Annotated in this window: 18 protein-coding genes; 4 read left to right on the top strand and 14 right to left on the bottom strand. The window is 60.6% G+C overall.

Annotated elements, in window-relative coordinates; translation table 11 throughout:
• Positions 1-84 precede the first annotated feature (84 nt).
• The 7 genes from tsf to CO655_RS26720 all read right to left on the bottom strand — a co-directional run bounded on the left by tsf (position 85) and on the right by CO655_RS26720 (position 7674).
• The gene (tsf, locus tag CO655_RS26750) at positions 85-1011 is read right to left on the bottom strand and encodes a translation elongation factor Ts (RefSeq protein ID WP_064683596.1); all 927 of its coding nucleotides are present in this window, start codon (positions 1009-1011) and stop codon (positions 85-87) included.
• 240 nt (positions 1012-1251) lie between these two features.
• A complete protein-coding gene (gene rpsB, locus CO655_RS26745; RefSeq protein ID WP_008526906.1) occupies positions 1252-2019 on the bottom strand; it encodes a 30S ribosomal protein S2 in 768 nt (255 codons plus the stop codon).
• Positions 2020-2252: 233 nt separating this feature from the next.
• The gene (locus tag CO655_RS26740; RefSeq protein WP_097667401.1) at positions 2253-3359 is read right to left on the bottom strand and encodes a substrate-binding domain-containing protein; all 1107 of its coding nucleotides are present in this window, start codon (positions 3357-3359) and stop codon (positions 2253-2255) included.
• Positions 3359-3976 carry a 5-bromo-4-chloroindolyl phosphate hydrolysis family protein gene (locus tag CO655_RS26735; protein WP_097667400.1) on the bottom strand — a complete coding sequence of 206 codons (618 nt, stop codon included), beginning with the start codon at positions 3974-3976 and terminating at the stop codon, positions 3359-3361. Before CO655_RS26735 ends, CO655_RS26740 begins: the two co-directional genes overlap by 1 nt.
• 7 nt (positions 3977-3983) lie before the next feature.
• Positions 3984-5552 carry a substrate-binding domain-containing protein gene (locus CO655_RS26730; protein WP_097667412.1) on the bottom strand — a complete coding sequence of 523 codons (1569 nt, stop codon included), beginning with the start codon at positions 5550-5552 and terminating at the stop codon, positions 3984-3986.
• A 14-nt stretch (positions 5553-5566) separates the two neighbouring features.
• Entirely contained in the window at positions 5567-6643 is a 1077-nt protein-coding gene (locus tag CO655_RS26725; protein WP_097607107.1) for a toxic anion resistance protein, read from the bottom strand.
• Between the two features lie 194 nt (positions 6644-6837).
• Positions 6838-7674: a cell envelope integrity EipB family protein gene (locus tag CO655_RS26720; RefSeq protein WP_097607106.1), complete on the bottom strand. Its 837-nt coding sequence runs from the start codon at positions 7672-7674 to the stop codon at positions 6838-6840.
• Between the two features lie 136 nt (positions 7675-7810).
• On the opposite strand from CO655_RS26720, the gene CO655_RS26715 reads away from it, so the two are divergent.
• The 4 genes from CO655_RS26715 to CO655_RS26700 all read left to right on the top strand — a co-directional run bounded on the left by CO655_RS26715 (position 7811) and on the right by CO655_RS26700 (position 10752).
• Positions 7811-8281, top strand: coding sequence for a RidA family protein (locus tag CO655_RS26715; RefSeq protein WP_097607105.1), 471 nt, complete (start codon positions 7811-7813; stop codon positions 8279-8281).
• Positions 8278-8997: a glycerophosphodiester phosphodiesterase gene (locus tag CO655_RS26710; RefSeq protein ID WP_097667399.1), complete on the top strand. Its 720-nt coding sequence runs from the start codon at positions 8278-8280 to the stop codon at positions 8995-8997. Before CO655_RS26715 ends, CO655_RS26710 begins: the two co-directional genes overlap by 4 nt.
• 78 nt (positions 8998-9075) lie before the next feature.
• Entirely contained in the window at positions 9076-10266 is a 1191-nt protein-coding gene (locus CO655_RS26705) for a GNAT family N-acetyltransferase (RefSeq protein ID WP_097607103.1), read from the top strand.
• A 54-nt stretch (positions 10267-10320) separates the two neighbouring features.
• Entirely contained in the window at positions 10321-10752 is a 432-nt protein-coding gene (locus tag CO655_RS26700; protein WP_097607102.1) for an HIT family protein, read from the top strand.
• A gap of 163 nt (positions 10753-10915) precedes the next feature.
• Here the strand turns inward: CO655_RS26700 and aroQ are convergent, their stop codons facing one another.
• Genes aroQ through CO655_RS26665 form a run of 7 tightly spaced genes read right to left on the bottom strand, consistent with a single transcriptional unit; the run spans position 10916 to position 15622 of the window.
• Positions 10916-11365: a type II 3-dehydroquinate dehydratase gene (gene aroQ, locus CO655_RS26695; RefSeq protein WP_097607101.1), complete on the bottom strand. Its 450-nt coding sequence runs from the start codon at positions 11363-11365 to the stop codon at positions 10916-10918.
• Positions 11366-11396: 31 nt separating this feature from the next.
• Positions 11397-11765 (bottom strand): 5-carboxymethyl-2-hydroxymuconate Delta-isomerase, encoded by a 369-nt coding sequence (locus CO655_RS26690; RefSeq protein ID WP_097607100.1) that lies wholly within the window; start codon positions 11763-11765, stop codon positions 11397-11399.
• Positions 11766-11780: 15 nt separating this feature from the next.
• On the bottom strand, positions 11781-12629 hold the full coding sequence (locus CO655_RS26685) for a shikimate dehydrogenase (protein ID WP_176539309.1): 849 nt from the start codon (positions 12627-12629) through the stop codon (positions 11781-11783).
• A gap of 18 nt (positions 12630-12647) precedes the next feature.
• A complete protein-coding gene (locus CO655_RS26680; RefSeq protein WP_097607135.1) occupies positions 12648-13409 on the bottom strand; it encodes an amino acid ABC transporter ATP-binding protein in 762 nt (253 codons plus the stop codon).
• Between the two features lie 19 nt (positions 13410-13428).
• A complete protein-coding gene (locus CO655_RS26675; RefSeq protein ID WP_097607098.1) occupies positions 13429-14253 on the bottom strand; it encodes a transporter substrate-binding domain-containing protein in 825 nt (274 codons plus the stop codon).
• A gap of 40 nt (positions 14254-14293) precedes the next feature.
• Positions 14294-14944: an amino acid ABC transporter permease gene (locus CO655_RS26670; RefSeq protein ID WP_097607097.1), complete on the bottom strand. Its 651-nt coding sequence runs from the start codon at positions 14942-14944 to the stop codon at positions 14294-14296.
• 9 nt (positions 14945-14953) lie between these two features.
• Positions 14954-15622 (bottom strand): amino acid ABC transporter permease, encoded by a 669-nt coding sequence (locus CO655_RS26665; protein ID WP_097607096.1) that lies wholly within the window; start codon positions 15620-15622, stop codon positions 14954-14956.
• Positions 15623-15665: the final 43 nt, after the last annotated feature.

Here is a 15665-nt window from a genome sequence, read left to right as displayed (position 1 = left end):
TAAATTGCCGTGAATGCCCGATACACGAAGGGCACCGCGTTGTCACGCGATGCCCTTCTTGTTTTCAGAATTATGGCTGGAAGATCAACCCTTGACGGCAGCCGCGACTTCGGCTGCGAAATCGGTTTCTTCCTTCTCGACGCCTTCGCCGAGCAGAAGACGGGCCATACCGGCAACCTCGATCGGCGCGCCGACGGCCTTTTCAGCTTCCTTGATGGCGGCTGCGACGGTCAGATCGGGATTGATGACGAAAGCCTGCGAGAGAAGAGCGACTTCCTCGAAGAACTTGCGCATGCGGCCTTCCACCATCTTTTCGATGATGTTGTCCGGCTTGCCGGAAGCGCGCGACTGCTCGATGAAGACGTTGCGCTCGCGCTCGGCGACGGCGGCATCGACTTCCTCAGGGCGGATCGCCAGCGGTGCGGTCGCGGCAATATGCATGGCGACCTGGCGGCCGATTGCGTTCAGGGCTTCCTTGTCGCCGGTCGACTTCAGCGCGACGAGAACGCCGAGCTTGCCGAGACCGTCGGAAACGGCATTGTGGATATAGGTGGCAACAACGCCGTCCTCGACGGAGAGAGCGACCGAGCGGCGCAGGTTCATGTTCTCGCCGATCGTTGCGATCGCATCCTTGATCGTGTCGGAAACCGACTTGCCGGACGCCGGGTAGGTCGCGGCCGCAACGGCCTCGACGCTGCCGTTGGTGGAGACGGCGACCTTGGCGATGCCACGGACGAGATCCTGGAAGGCGTCGTTACGGGCGACGAAGTCGGTTTCGGAGTTGACTTCGACGACGACGGCCTTGGTGCCTTCGCTCGAAACGCCGATGAGGCCTTCGGCAGCGGTACGGCCGGACTTCTTGTCGGCCTTGGCGATGCCCTTGGCGCGCAGCCAGTCGATCGCCGCTTCCATGTCGCCATTGGTTTCGGCAAGCGCCTTCTTGCAGTCCATCATGCCTGCGCCGGTCTTTTCGCGCAGTTCCTTCACCATTGCAGCCGTAATCTCGCTCATTATCTTCCTCTTGTCGGTTCAAACGGTGGGCCGCAAAGCGCGGCGCGGCACCGGATTGAGGCACGAAATGTACCTGTATGTATGACAGCGTGATGAAGACGCGCCATAACGAAACTTATCTGGCGAGGCATCTGACGCCTTCGCCCTGAAACAGGCAAGGCCGCCGAACTTCGATGAGTCGCGAGCGGCCTTCCCCAGTCCATGCAAGCTTTGGCGGAACTTCCGATCCGCCCGCTTTCATCAGCCTTCGGCTGCTTCTTCGAGAGCCGGCTCGACCGGAACTTCGGAGGATGCGCCGAGATCGCGGCCGGAAGAGCTCTGCTGGCGAGCGATGCCGTCGATGGCAGCGCGGGAGATCAGCTCGCAGTAAAGAGCGATTGCGCGCGATGCGTCGTCGTTGCCCGGGATCGGATAGTCGATCAGGTCGGGATCGCAGTTCGAGTCGATGATGGCGACAACCGGGATGCCGAGGCGCTTGGCTTCGTCGATCGCGATCTTTTCCTTGTTGGTGTCGATGATGAACATCAGGTCGGGGGTGCCGCCCATATCGCGGATACCGCCGAGAGCCTTGTCGAGCTTTTCGCGCTCGCGCTCGAGGTTCAGGCGTTCCTTCTTGGTGAAGCCCTGGGCTTCGCCACCAAGGATCTCATCGAGCTTGCGCAGGCGCTGGATCGAGTTGGAGATCGTCTTCCAGTTCGTCATCATGCCGCCGAGCCAGCGCGAGTTGACGTAGTACTGGGCCGAACGCTTGGCGCTGTCGGCGATGATCTCGGACGCCTGGCGCTTGGTGCCGACGAAGAGAACGCGGCCGCCGCGGGCAACGGTGTCGCTGACGACCTGGAGGGCGCGCGACAGCATCGGAACGGTCTGGGCCAGATCGATGATGTGAATGTTGTTGCGGTCGCCGAAGATATACGGCTTCATCTTCGGGTTCCAGCGATGGGTCTGGTGGCCGAAGTGGACGCCTGCCTCAAGAAGCTGGCGCATAGAAAAATCAGGCAATGCCATGCCTTGTTACTCCTTTTCCGGTTGAACCTCCGCAAGACGAACAGCACCCTCTTCGAGGATGCCACCGGCGGAACAGCCCGGATTTCTCCCGGACGATCCCATGCCTTACGTGTGGAATGCCGGTGCCCATACATTCGGTTCGGCATAAAAGCAAGGAAAACATTCCATTCGGCATAAAAACACGGATTCTGCCGACCATCCGGGCGGCTGCCCTGCCCTTTAGATGCCGCCGCTCAGCTTGCCAGCGTCGGCAGCAGCGACAGCATGACGCCGGCGTCCGGCATCGGCAGGATGGCGTCGACCTCGGCCGGCAGCAGGCTGCCGATCGCGCTGTCGGCATTGCCGGTCGCGGTGCCCAAGGGACCGCGGAAGCCGTGTCTCGTCCAGGCAAGTTCCTGCAGCCGCGGGCTGGTCAGCGCCTCGATCATCCGATTGGCATTTTCGTCGACGACGATCAGCGGATGCGCGGAATAGACGGTCGGACGCGGATAGAGCACCACCGGCTTTGCCCCCGCGCTCGACCTGATGCGCTCCCAGCGTGTGGGATCGGCGAGGATCCATTCGACCAGCTGATTCTCGTAACCGACGATCATCGGCTCGCCGCCGAGGCCGCCGGCCAGATACTGGTCGAAAAGCTTGCCTGACGACGGCGATTTGAAGCCCATGTTGCGGAAAATCGCCTGCACCTTGCCGCCGAACGCAGCGAGATCAGCCGATGTCGCGACATTGCCGCTGAAAAGGCTGAGCACCAGGCCCGCGAACATGAAACCTGAGTTGGAGCGGTTGGGATCGGTCGAGACGATGCGGGCGCGGCCATAGAGCGAGTTGACGCCGAGCTTCGACCAGTCGGCGCCGGCAAGGATCGCATCGAGCAGCGCCTTCAGATAGAGCTGATGATGGCCGTCCTTGGTCACCATCACCAATCCGGCCTTCATCAGGCCGTCGACCACCGGCTGCCAGGAATAGACGACGACGGGCGTATTCAGCACGACGCGGTCGTTGCGGATACCGATCCCGTTCTGCCTGGCGATATCGACCATGATCGAGGAGGACGGCCAGAGGAATTGCGGATGCTGCGACAGCAGCGCCTGTTCGCGCACCATCTCGACGGAGCCCGCAACGCGGCTGTCTATCGTCAACCCATATGAGCCAAGCGCCTTGATGACGTCGGGGTCGGCCAGGAAAGGCTCTTTCTCGCCGCCGACGAAACCGAACAACGTCGTGCGGCTGCCCAGCAGACCCTGCAATTCCGGCCGGTCCCGCACGGCGAAATAACCGCCGGTGCCGGCAACACCGGCTCCGAGCAATCCCACTCCAAAGGCGCGACGAGAAAGAGCCATCAGCGTCCAATATCCTCTTTGAGCGATGCCTGGATGAGGCGCAGATCGGTGTCGAGCGTGCCGAGTTCCTCGTCGACAAGGCTGTCGGCATAATGAACGAAGGCCTCTTCGAGCTTCACCAGAACGCCGCGCACCTCCCCCAACTGCTTCGGGTCGGGAACGCGCTTGGCTTCGATCACGGCAAACCCCTCCGCCACCTCGGCCGCACGCGGCAGATAATAGGAAAGAAACCGGCGAACCGCATTGGCGCTTTCGGGCTTGGCCTCGACCTTGCGAAACACATCGGCGGCGATTTCGGCAAGGTGCCGGACAGCAGCCGCCGCCGGCTTGTCGGCGATCGCATCGGCGGCGGTCTCCAGCCTTTCAGCAAAGGGAACGGCCGCCTCCAAGAGGTCGCGGGCAAAGGCGACGCGCCCGCTGCCGATGCGCTTGAAATCGAGACCTTCGAACAGCCGGCGCGGCGCCAGCAGAATGACAAGCCCGGCAAAGACCAAAAGGGCGATAATGGTGGCAATCCAGAAGGGCATGCCGGCGGCAAAACTCAACAGCGGCACGGTGATTGCGGCGGCCAGTCCCGCCACGATCCAGTTGCCGTCATTGCCGAGCCAGTTGCGCATGCTCGTCCTAATTATAGCCACGCGCGGTGCGGAAGGCGGTGGCAAGATCCGAACCGCCATCGAACACGCGCGCCGAGGTCTGCTTGGCAAGAGCGTCGAGCTGGGTCTTGTCGGCGTCGCCGAATGTGATCCCGAAGATCGGTACACGCGGCTCGATCGCGTTCCACTCGCTCATGAAGGCCCGGCTTTGATCATCGGACCTGCCGTCGGTCATGATGACGATGGCCGGCAGATAAGTCGAGAGCCTGTCGGTTCTGGCGATCTGCTGCAAAGCCCGTTCGGCGCAGGCATACATGTTGGTGCCGCCATCCGCCTTCTGCCTGGAAATCTCGTTCAGCAGTCCCTCCTGCTCAAGCGGGTTTCCACTCGCCATGAACATGTTGCGCACGCTGCCGTCGAAGGGAATGACGATGATCTGGTCGGCCGGCGACCATTGCACCAACACCTTGCTCGCCTCGTCGGGAGTCAAGAGGAAACGCATCGCTTTCTGCAGCTGGTCCTCGCCGTCACCCTGCATCGAACCGGAAAAATCGAGGCAGAGGGCCGTCAGCGACGGTTTGCGCAACGCCGCCTGATAAAGGGTGAGCGCCTGGCGGATGACGCCCGGCTCGGGCATGCGGATCGCCGTCACCAGCCGGGTCGGATCGAAATTCCAGTTCGGCTCCGGCTTGGCGGCGACGTCGGTCAACGGGATGCGCCGGCCGGTATCGGCGATGCGCTGCTGCACGGGGCCTGAGCGGAGATAGGCGAGCAGATCGTTGAAGAATGTCTGGACTTCGGGCCCGCGGCCATGATCGACGAAGCCGATCGGCGAATCCGCCATAGCCACGCCATCGGCCGGGTAGATCGCATAAAGCGGCTCCTGCGACAGGGTGGCGAGCTTGTCGTTGGTTTCCTTCAGCACCGCCTCGTAGTTCCACATCGCGTCGTAGAGCGTACCCTTGCCGGCAGAATCGACGTAGAGATCGGCAAGCCAGCCGGAGGAACCGGACGAGCGCACAACACCCGACAGCAGCGACCGGACGCTCTCCTGCACGTTTTTATCGTCGAGATCGCCGGGTTCGATCACAGGCTTGTTGCCGAGTGCACTCGACAGCATGGCGAGATAGGCACTGGCGCCCGAATTGGATTGTGTCGCCGAAGTCATCAGGAACCTCAGCGATCCGCTCTCGACCGCCGCCAGGATGTCCTTCATGAACACCTCCCTGCCGATCCAGCCGAGCTGCTCGGCCTTCGACCTGCGCACGCCCAATACCACCGGCGTCTGGGCGATCGAGGTCAGGTTCTTGACGCGGCGCCGGGTGTCGAACATGTCGACCCAGACGCTGGAGGCCGGCCAGACCGCATCCTGCGCAACACCCTGGTCGCTCTGCAGCGCCAGGCCGATATCAAGCGTGCCTTCATATTTGAAGGTGCAGGTGGCGTTCTTCTGCTTGCAGAATTCCTCGACGATCGGCTGCAGGACGGTATTTTCCGAGCCCGACACGATTGAGAACTCCGGCCCCTGGCCGAAGGGATTGCAGCCGGTAAGGCCCAGGGCGGCAAGAAGTGCCAGGCCTGAAAGCAGCGCTCGCATCGTCGTTCTGTCGATCACGCCTGAGTCATCGCTTTCTTGAGCTCGATCGTCATCTGCTCCATCTGCTGTTCGGCGAGCGCCCGCTTGCGGCGTCCCTCCTCCTGAACCCGAAGCACCCCTGATATCGTATCGATCAGATCCTTGTTCGCCTTGGCGAGCGTGTCGATATCGACGATGCCGCGCTGCGACTGCTGCTCGATTGATATCGCCTGGTCCTTCATCATCTCGGATGCCTGGCGGATCATGTCGTTGGTGGCATCCGTCACCGCCTTCTGCAGGTCGAGCGCCGATTTCTGCCGCGTCAGGCCGAGCAGGATGACCATCTTCTGCTTCCAGGCCGGGACGGTCAGCGCGGAGGTTGCCTGCAGGTTCTCGATCAGTGTCTCGTCGCCCGACTGGACGATGCGGATCTGCGGCAATTGCTGGATGCCGAGCTGGCGCGCCTGCTGCAGGTAGAAGACGCGCTTCTCCAGCCGGTCGAGCGCCTGCAAGCTGTCCTGATAGGTCTGCGCCTCCAGCATGCCGCCGCCGGGACCGGTCGCCGCCGCTTCGGCCTGCGCCTTCAGTTTCGGCAGCTCGACGCTGCGGAAACGCTCGGCGAACGTCTTGCCGGCCTGCACATAGGCATCGAGCCGCATGATCGATTGCTTGGTTTCCTCGTGCAGATCATCGAGGAGCGCGATGTCGCGCCTCAGCGTATCCTTGTGTCTGTCGAGTTCCAGGCCGATCCGGTCGATCTGGCCGGCCACGTCCTCGAATTCCTCTTTGAACCGTTCGAGCCGCGCTTTCGCCGAAAGGAACATACGGCTGAGAAAACCCTTGTCCTTCAACGATGCCGGATCGAGGTTCTTCGACTTGATGATGATGTCGGTCAGCAGGCGGCCGATCTCGCCGAGATCCTTGTTGCGGACCTCGCGCAGAATTCTGTCGGCATAGTCGCTGACCGACTGCTGGGCGCGGTCGCCATAGACCGAAATGCCGGCGCGGTCGGAGATATCGATGCCATCGGAAATGCGGGCAATTTCCGCCGGATCGGCGGCAACTACCGGCAGGGCGGCATTCTGAACAGTCGCGAGATCGGTCTCGGCCATGAGGCGGGCTTTCCAGGCTTTCGGCGCGTAATTGTCTGGAGGCCTCTTTTGAAATTACAGGCCCCGTCGCGATGGACTGGCCGCTGGGATCGCACCGATCCGAAGAGCAGGACGACAGAAGGCGACTCAATCATCGCTGGTCGCCCACACAATAATGAACTTTATGATACAGTTTTATGACAGCGGAAAAGCCGCTACTGACAAGCCTCGGCCTTGCGCTCGAGCAGTTCCAGCTTGGCAAGCTTGCCCGTCAGAACGAAATCGCCGTAATCCATCGTCAAGTCGCGGGTGATGCCGTTCTCATAGAGCTTGAAGGACATGCGATAGACCGGCAGCGAATCGGATTTCGCATTCTCGTTGAAATAGGCGATCGTCACCGGCCAGAACGCGGTCTTGGAGAAGGCGCCGGCATTGCCGGCATCGGCCTCCTCGGCAACCGGCGTCTGCTGCTTGCCGACGATCGTCGTCGTCGCCAGCGCCTTGTCGCCGTCATCGGAACCGTCAAAAACGCGCGCCTCGAAGAAGCGCTTGCCGTCCTTGGCGTTCTGGATCACATCGAGCATGTGTTCCGTGGGAAAGCGGCTTTCGGCCAGTTGCAGCTCGCGGCTCGCCGGCTGCTTGAGATCGACCTTGACGCCGTCAGGCTGATCCTGAGCGGCACCGTTGACCTCCTTGTCGAGCTGGTCGTCGGTGAAGGATTTGGTGTCGAAGGTGAACTTGCCGTCCTTCAGGTTCTCGAAGGTCTTCGTCTGCTGGTCGCTGACGCGCACGCTGTCGCCGGTGTCGATCTGTGTCACGAAGCGGAAATTGGTGGTAAAGCCCTGGCAATAGCTGCCGTCGAACTCATAGACCATGCGGCCGTACATGCCGGCGATGCCGGAGCGGTCCGAAGCGTCCTTCAATTCGAGATCGTAGACAGCGCGATGGGCGATGAGGCCGGTCGCGGCCGCAGCGCTTGCCGCAGGCGCACCCGCCCATGCATTGGCGGAGACGCTGGCAAGAAGCAGAGCGGCAAGCGACGATCGGAACATTCATTCACTCCTGTTGGACTCGGCCGCGATGTTATATGAACTCTTTCGGCCAAATCGAGGCTCGAAGCTGTCATATTAAAGATTCTAGTCTTGATGCATAATTTTTGAAACATTGACAACAAAAGCGGAGACGAAAATGTCCGATGAAATTGCAGCGCGCCTGACTGAGATGGGGATAACCCTGCCCGAAGCCGCGGCCCCTGCCGCAAATTACGTTCCCTATGTCATCAGCGGCAATCTTCTCTACATTTCCGGCCAGCTGCCGCTCGAAGGCGGCAAGATCGCCGTCGCCGGCCATCTCGGCAAGACGGTCGATGTTGCAAGGGGCCAGCGCGGCGCCGAACTCTGCGCCATCAATATCCTCGCCCAGGCGAAGGCCGCTCTTGGCGGCGATCTCGGCCGCATCCGGCGCGTCATCAAGCTGAACGGCTTCGTCGCCTCGGCGCCCGACTTTGTCGAGCAGCATCTCGTCATCAACGGCGCGTCGAACCTGATTGCCGGCGTGCTCGGCGAGGCCGGCAAACATGCGCGTGCCGCCGTCGGCATGGCAGCCCTGCCGCTGAACGCCGCCGTCGAGATCGATGCTATCATGGAAATCGCAGAATGACGAATGCGGCCTGGATCAAGGACGTGGCGGTCGCCCATCGCGGCTTTCACGACCTCAATAAGCTCGTCTGGGAAAACACGCTTTCGGCCTTTTCGCGCGCCGTCGAAGCGGGCTTTGCGATCGAATGCGATCTGCATTACGCCTCCGACGGCGTGCCGATCATCTTTCACGACGAGGACCTGCAGCGCCTGTGCAGTCTCACCGGCGACATCCGGGAGCGCACCTCCAGGGAACTCGGACTGATCGCCGTCGGCGGCACCAGCGACAAGGTGCCGACGCTCAGCCAACTTCTCGATCTCGTCCGGGGCAAGGTGCCGCTGGTGCTGGAGCTGAAGGGCCGCGAGGCCGATGATGAAGGGTTTGCCGAATCTGTTCTCGAAGTGCTTCAGGGTTATGAGGGCAAGGTGGCGCTGATGAGCTTCGACCACTGGCTGCTGCGCGATTTGAAGGCGCTCGGCTCCCCCTACCCGCTCGGGCTGACCGCCAACGGCAACACGCCGGAGGAGTTCGCAACGCATGCCAAGGCGATGGAGATCGGTCTCGATTTCATCTCCTATTATTACGACGACCTGCCGAATGCCTTCATATCAGGCGAACGCAAAAAGGGCATTCCCGTCATCACCTGGACGGTGCGCGACGAAGACGCCCGCCGGCGGACCTTCGCCAATGCGGACCAGATGACCTTCGAAGGCTTCGACCCGCGTGTGGCGGTTTGACGCTCGCTTTTTGGCCAAGATCATGCGCAGATTGAGGGAAAGCCGAAACCGCGCTCCCACAGGCTTCGCATTTGCCCCATGACTGACGACCTCACCATTCGCGTCGAACATTCCTTCACGGCGATTTCCCCGGAGAGCTGGTCCAGGCTTTCCGGGGCATCGAAGAGCGGCACCACGATCGCTTACAATCCCTTCGTCTCGCACGCCTTTTTGTCATCGCTGGAAGAATCCGGTTCGGCCACCGCCGAGACCGGCTGGCTCGGCCATCACCTGCTGCTCGAGACCGATCGCGGTGACCTGATCGGCGCCCTGCCCGGCTACCTCAAGAACCACAGCCAGGGTGAATATGTCTTCGACCATGGCTGGGCCGATGCCTTCGAGCGGGCCGGCGGGCGCTATTATCCCAAACTTCAATGCTCTATCCCATTCACTCCGGCGACGGGTCCGCGGCTTCTCGTCGCCGAGGGGCTGCAGCGGCTGCCGATCCAGAGCGCGATCGCCGAAAGCCTGAAGGAGGTCGTGCGCCGGCTCGGCATCTCCTCGGCCCATGTCACCTTCGTCCCTGATGAAGAGATCGGCGTCTTCGAGATGGACGGCTATCTGCACCGCACCGACCAGCAGTTCCATTTCATCAATGACGGCTATGCCAATCACGAGGAATTCCTCGAAACGCTCGCCTCGCGCAAACGCAAGGCATTGCGCAAGGAGCGCCGGGCCGCACTCGAAAACGGCATCAGCATCGACTGGCTGACCGGCAGCGACCTGACGGAACGCATCTGGGACCAGTTCTTCAAATTCTACATGGATACCGGCGGGCGCAAATGGGGCCGGCCCTACCTCACCCGCAAATTCTACTCGCTGATCGGCGAGCGCATGGCCGACGACATCCTGCTCGTCATGGCCAAGCGCGACGGGCGCTACGTCGCCGGCGCGATCAACTTCATCGGCGGCGAGACGCTCTACGGCCGTCACTGGGGCTGCATCGAGGATCACCCCTTCCTGCATTTCGAGGTCTGCTATCACCAGGCGATCGATTTTGCCCTTACGAAAGGGTTGAAGCGGGTCGAGGCCGGCGCCCAGGGCGAACACAAGCTCGCCCGCGGCTACCTACCGGTGACGACGCATTCGGCCCATTATGTCGCCCATGCCGGCCTTCGTCGGGCGATCGGCGATTATCTCGCCCGCGAGCGCGCCGATGTCGAACAGATGGGCGAGCTGCTGGCCGAGCACAGCCCCTTCCGCAAGGGCGAGCGCCAGCAGGAGGATTGACGCCGCCCTGCCGAGCGCGCTACCCGATCAAATAGAAAGTGAGGAGATTTCGCGATGACCAAGCCGGCCGCTTATGACGACAACAACATCTTCGCCAAGATCCTGCGCGGCGAAATCCCCTCGCACCGTATCTATGAGGATCAGCATACCGTCGCCTTCATGGATGTGATGCCGCAGGCGCCGGGCCATGTGCTCGTCGTTCCGAAGGCGCCTTCCCGCAATATCCTCGATGCCGATCCCGCTACCCTCGCCCATGCCATCACCGTCGTGCAGAAGGTCGCCAAGGCGCTCGAAGAGGTGTTCGATGCCGATGGTGTGTTTATCGCCCAATTCAACGAACCAGCCGCCGGGCAGACGGTGTTCCATTTGCATTTCCACATCATTCCCCGTCATGAAGGCGTGGCGCTCAAGCCGCATTCCGGCAAGATGGAGGACGGCGCGGTGCTTGCCGCCAATGCCGAAAAGATCAGGGCAGCTCTGGCATAGGTAGCACGTGACGTGCTTCAGGGCGGCGCAACGCGCGCTGAAAGTGTGTTCCGCCGGCTTCTCAATCAAAGCCCCGCGGGTTCTTCCAAGACTGTCGAATAGGACGCTTTCCAATCAGCCCCGCCCCGAGGACCGCTAGTTTGACCCGGTCGACCATTATGCGTTAGCCGTTCTTCGGGGTCTTTAGCATTGTCGCCACGCGGCGGATACCGAGCTGGTAGCCTTCCGTCCCAAGGCCGGCGATTACGCCGTCTGCCCGGTGGGAGACAAAGGAGTGATGGCGGAAGCTTTCGCGCTTATGCACGTTGGAGATATGGATCTCGATGACGGGACCTTCGAACGTATTCAGAGCGTCGAGGATGGCAAGCGACGTGTGCGTGAATGCAGCAGGATTGATCACGATGCCGGCACCATTCTCACGCGCTTCATGGATCCAGTCGATGATTTCGTATTCGCGGTTGCTCTGGTGGAAGCGGAGCTCGTGTCCGAGTTCCGATGCCAGCCTCCGGCAGGAGGCCTCGACGTCGGCCAGTGTCTCGTGGCCGTAGATGTGAGGCTGGCGCTTGCCCAGTAGGTTGAGATTTGGGCCGTTAAGAACATAGATCAGGCTCATTGCAATTACCCTTGTGAAAGCACCGACGAGTTCAGGCGAGTGCTATTTCCTGGAATGCGAAATTCGGATCGGATTCGTAGAGATCGGCGCGAAGCCCAAGCCGCCCTTCCTGCAGTGCGGCTGCTGCGACATTCCGAGCGGCGTCGAGAACCGCTTTCAGCAGTTCTCGTTTGGTCTCCATCGGCCGTCCGGGAGCCACACGCACAATTATTTGAATGAAGTGATTGTCGGCATGTTCGTCACCGACGCAGGAGAAAGTCGCTTCCCTGGCGAATGTGCGAACTATAGTAGGCTTTACGAGGCCCCCGTCGCGGACTCGGCGATGCACTGCTCTGGTCAACTCGTCAATAACGACGCGTTCGGCAGCGCCCCTGCTATAGTCAATGATGATATGCGGCATCGCATGTCCTCCAGCTCAGCACAACTCTTCGAAATGACGCGACATTCGTTCCGCGTCCGGCTGCACGCTGGTAAACAATTCGAACGCCGCGGCGGCCTGGAATACCGTCATTCCACCACCGGGCAGCGTTCTGCAGCCCTTCTTCTCGGCCAAAGCCAGAAGTTCGGTCACGACGGGCATGTAGACAATATCAGCCACCCAGTGACGCGACTGAAGCGCTTCCGGGTCGATCGGAATGCCAGGATGGCTTCGCATACCCGTCGGCGTGGCGTGGATCAGCCCGTCGGCCGAAGCGAGCGTGGCGCTGACATCCCTGATCGGCTGAGCGCACCTTTTTGAGAAGCGCTGATTGAGCTGATCGGCAAGCGTGGCGGCGCGATTTGTGTCTTGGTCGAAGATCGAGAGCAGCTCGATTCCGAGCTTGATGGCTGCGTGTGCGACTGCGACCCCCGCGCCGCCTGCGCCAAGCAGGACCGCATGTGTTTTGGCAACATCGGGCAACCCGCGCTCGAAATTCTTATAAAAGCCATACCAATCGGTGTTGTGCCCAATCCGCCTTCCATTGCGAAGCACGACCGTGTTGACTGCACCGAGCATACGGGCATCTTCCGACAGATCGGTAAGGTGAGTGATAACGGTCTGCTTGCACGGGTGAGTGATGTTGCTTCCCGCAAAACCCCGGCGTTCGATCTCGTCGAGAAGATCTGGCAGCGCAGATGCAGGGAGACCACGCTCGGCCAGATCGAGAAGCTCGTACCGATATTCCAGTCCAAGCTGATATGCTTCGGTCTCGTGGAGAGCCGGCGACTTCGACATCTGAATGTCCGCTCCGATCAGCCCGACATGAAATTTCCTGTTGTCCATTTTGATAGCTCTACCAAATCAGTGATGGGCAAGTATTTCGCCGAGAAACGCCTTGGTGCGCTCGTGCTGAGGAGCCTTGAAGAAAATCTCGGGTTCAGCCTCTTCGATGATCTCACCGGAGGCCATGAAGATGACCCTGTCTGCTACCTGGCGGGCGAAGCCCATTTCATGGGTGACACAGATCATGGTCATGCCGTCGCGTGCGAGCCCGATCATTGTATCTAGCACTTCCTTGACCATCTCGGGGTCTAGCGCGCTCGTGGGCTCATCGAACAGCATCACTTTCGGCTCCATGCAGAGCGCACGCGCGATCGCGACGCGCTGCTGCTGGCCTCCGGAAAGCTGGGCGGGATATTTTTCCGCCTGATCAAGAATACGGACACGCTCCAGATATTTTCGTGCCAGTCGTTCGGCGTCGGCGCGGCTGGTGCCGCGAACGCGCATGGGGGCTAGCGTGCAGTTCTGAAGTACGGTCATGTGAGGGAACAAATTGAAACTCTGGAACACCATGCCCACTTCGCGTCGGATCGTGTCCACAGCCTTGGTGCTGCCATCCAGCAGCTGTCCTTCGACGACGACCTTCCCGTCCTGGATCGTCTCAAGCGCGTTGATGCAGCGGATCAAAGTAGATTTGCCAGAACCCGATGGGCCGCAAAGGACGATCTTCTCGCCTTTGCGAACCGACAGGCTGATGTTCTTCAGAGCATGGAAGGAGCCGTACCATTTCTCCAGCTTCTCGAGTGAAATCAACGTCGACTGATCGTTTGAAGAATTGAGCACGGCGCCCTCCATGTATGCTTTACTTGACGGTGAACGGGATGTTGGGGATGGATTCTGGGAATGTAGGAAGGTCGATGCCCATCCACTTCTTGGTGATGGCCGCCAGCTCCCCGCTTGCCTTGATCTTGTCGAGGAAGCTGTTGGCGGCTTCGTTCCAGTCCTTCTCGCCAAGGCGAGTTCCGACGCCGTTATAGGTCTTCAGGAAGTCGATCTTACGCTCGTAAGTCCCGGCGCTGGCCGCATCGAGCCTCTGTCCGTAGAACTGGTTGCCGCCGACAGCCTTTACCTGTCCCGAAATGAGAGCCTGGATCGTGGCGGCGTCATCGTCGAAGCGGCGGATCGTTGCAGTCGATCCTACGGCGTCCGTCACAGCCTTATCCTGCGAGCTCGACTTCGGCACACCGATCTCCCAGCCAGCTACATCGGCCGGCGCCTTTGCGGCATCGGCCTTGGCGGCATAGAGCGAAATTGTGTTCGCCGCATACGGCTTGCTGTACTGGATCGATTTGGCACGCTCCTCGGTCATGGCCATTGTGGCGAACAGGATATCCACCTTCCCCGTCGTCAGCGCCGGAATTCGGTTGGCGACCGCGAGCGGCTGGAACTCGACCTTCACGCCGAGTTCCTTGGCGAACAGCGTCGCGATGTCGGCGTCGAAGCCGTCCTGTTTGCCGCTCGTATTCACAAAGCCCCATGGTGCGTTGTCGCCCTGAATGCCGACGACGAGAGTGCCCTTGGCTTTGATCTCTTCGACCGTGGCGGCCGATGCGGCGGCGGCGCCGATGGTGGCGAAAGCGGCCGTTGCAAAAGCGACTCCCAGAAATTTCCTACGGTTGATCTGCATTGCTTACTCCTCCTCTTTGGTTTTGCTTCTAACGAAGCGGTTAGCGGACTGCTTTCGCCATCCGTTTTTCGAGGCCGCTTCCAAGGTGCGACAGCGGCCAGCAAATGATGAAATAGATCACGCCGACGATCCCGAAGACGAGGAGCGGCCGGTAGGTCTGGTTCGAGATAATCTGTCCAGCTCGGGTCAGCTCGATAAAGCCGACGATTGCGGCGAGCGAGGTTCCTTTGATGAGCTGGACTAGGAAGCCGATGGTCGCAGGCATGGAGATTTTCAGGGCTTGCGGAAGGATGACGTCCCTCATCCGCGATACGTAGTGCAGGCCAAGCGCGTTTGCGGCTTCGCTCTGACCTTTCGGAACGGCTTCGATGGAGCCGCGCCAGATCTCGCCGAGGAAGGCACTCGCATGAAGAGTGAAGGCAATAGCCACCGCGAGCCAGGCATTGACGTCAATGCCGAGCAACGCCACGCCGTAGTACACGACGAAAAGCTGCATCAGAAGCGGCGTGCCCTGGAAGAGTGCGATGTAGCCCGAAGTCGCAATGCGCGCGGTCCGATTTTTCGATGTGCGCGCCAGGGCGATCAATATCCCGAACACGCCTCCACCTACAAAGCCGATGATCGCTAGCAGTACGGTCCATTTGAGGCCCTGCAAGATGAAGAGAAATTCGTTTTCGCCGATGGGACTCATAAGTGCCTCCTATCGCGTCGGGTAATTGAACTGGTGGCGGGAAATGAGGGCGAACATACCCATCATCAGGGTCGAAATGACGAGGTAGATGGCGGTTACGGTGAAGTAGACCTCGAAGCTGCGGAACGTATCGGATTCGATTCTCTGCGCCGCCGATGTTAGCTCGTAGGCTGCGATCGAGGTGCAGACAGAGGTCGTGAGGGTCAGCATCACGAACTGACTTGTGAGCGACGGGTAGATTGCCCGGAGAGCCGGCTTCAGCACGATCAGCCGGAAGACATCGCCCTTATGGAGGCCAAGCGCGAAGCCTGCCTCGATCTGACCTTTGCTGATGCTCTCGACGCCGCCGCGGATGATCTCGATCGCGTATGCACCGCCGTTGATGCCGAGCGCGATGATCGCAGTGACGGTCGGGTTCAGGCGTATCCCCATCAAGGGAAGCGCGAAATAGATGAAGAAAATCTGCACGAGGAAAGGCGTGTTCCGGACGACTTCGACGAACCCGGTCACGGGAGCTCGAACGAGCGGGATCTTGGACGTTTTTGCGGCAACGCCGAGAATGCCGATTAGGAGCGCGAGGAGCATTCCGGCCAGCGCCAGACCGATCGTACCGAGCGAACCCCAAAGCAACTCCGGGGCGCGGTCAAAGACCGCACCAAATTCGAATGTATAACCCATGTATGATTTCCTCCTTCCGGTGCGGATCATTTGCATCCGCGCC

Source organism: Rhizobium sp. M1, from assembly GCF_002531805.1.
Classification (GTDB): domain Bacteria; phylum Pseudomonadota; class Alphaproteobacteria; order Rhizobiales; family Rhizobiaceae; genus Rhizobium; species Rhizobium etli_C.
Note: the sequence above shows the minus strand (reverse complement) of the source record. Positions and strands in the feature narration are given on the sequence as shown.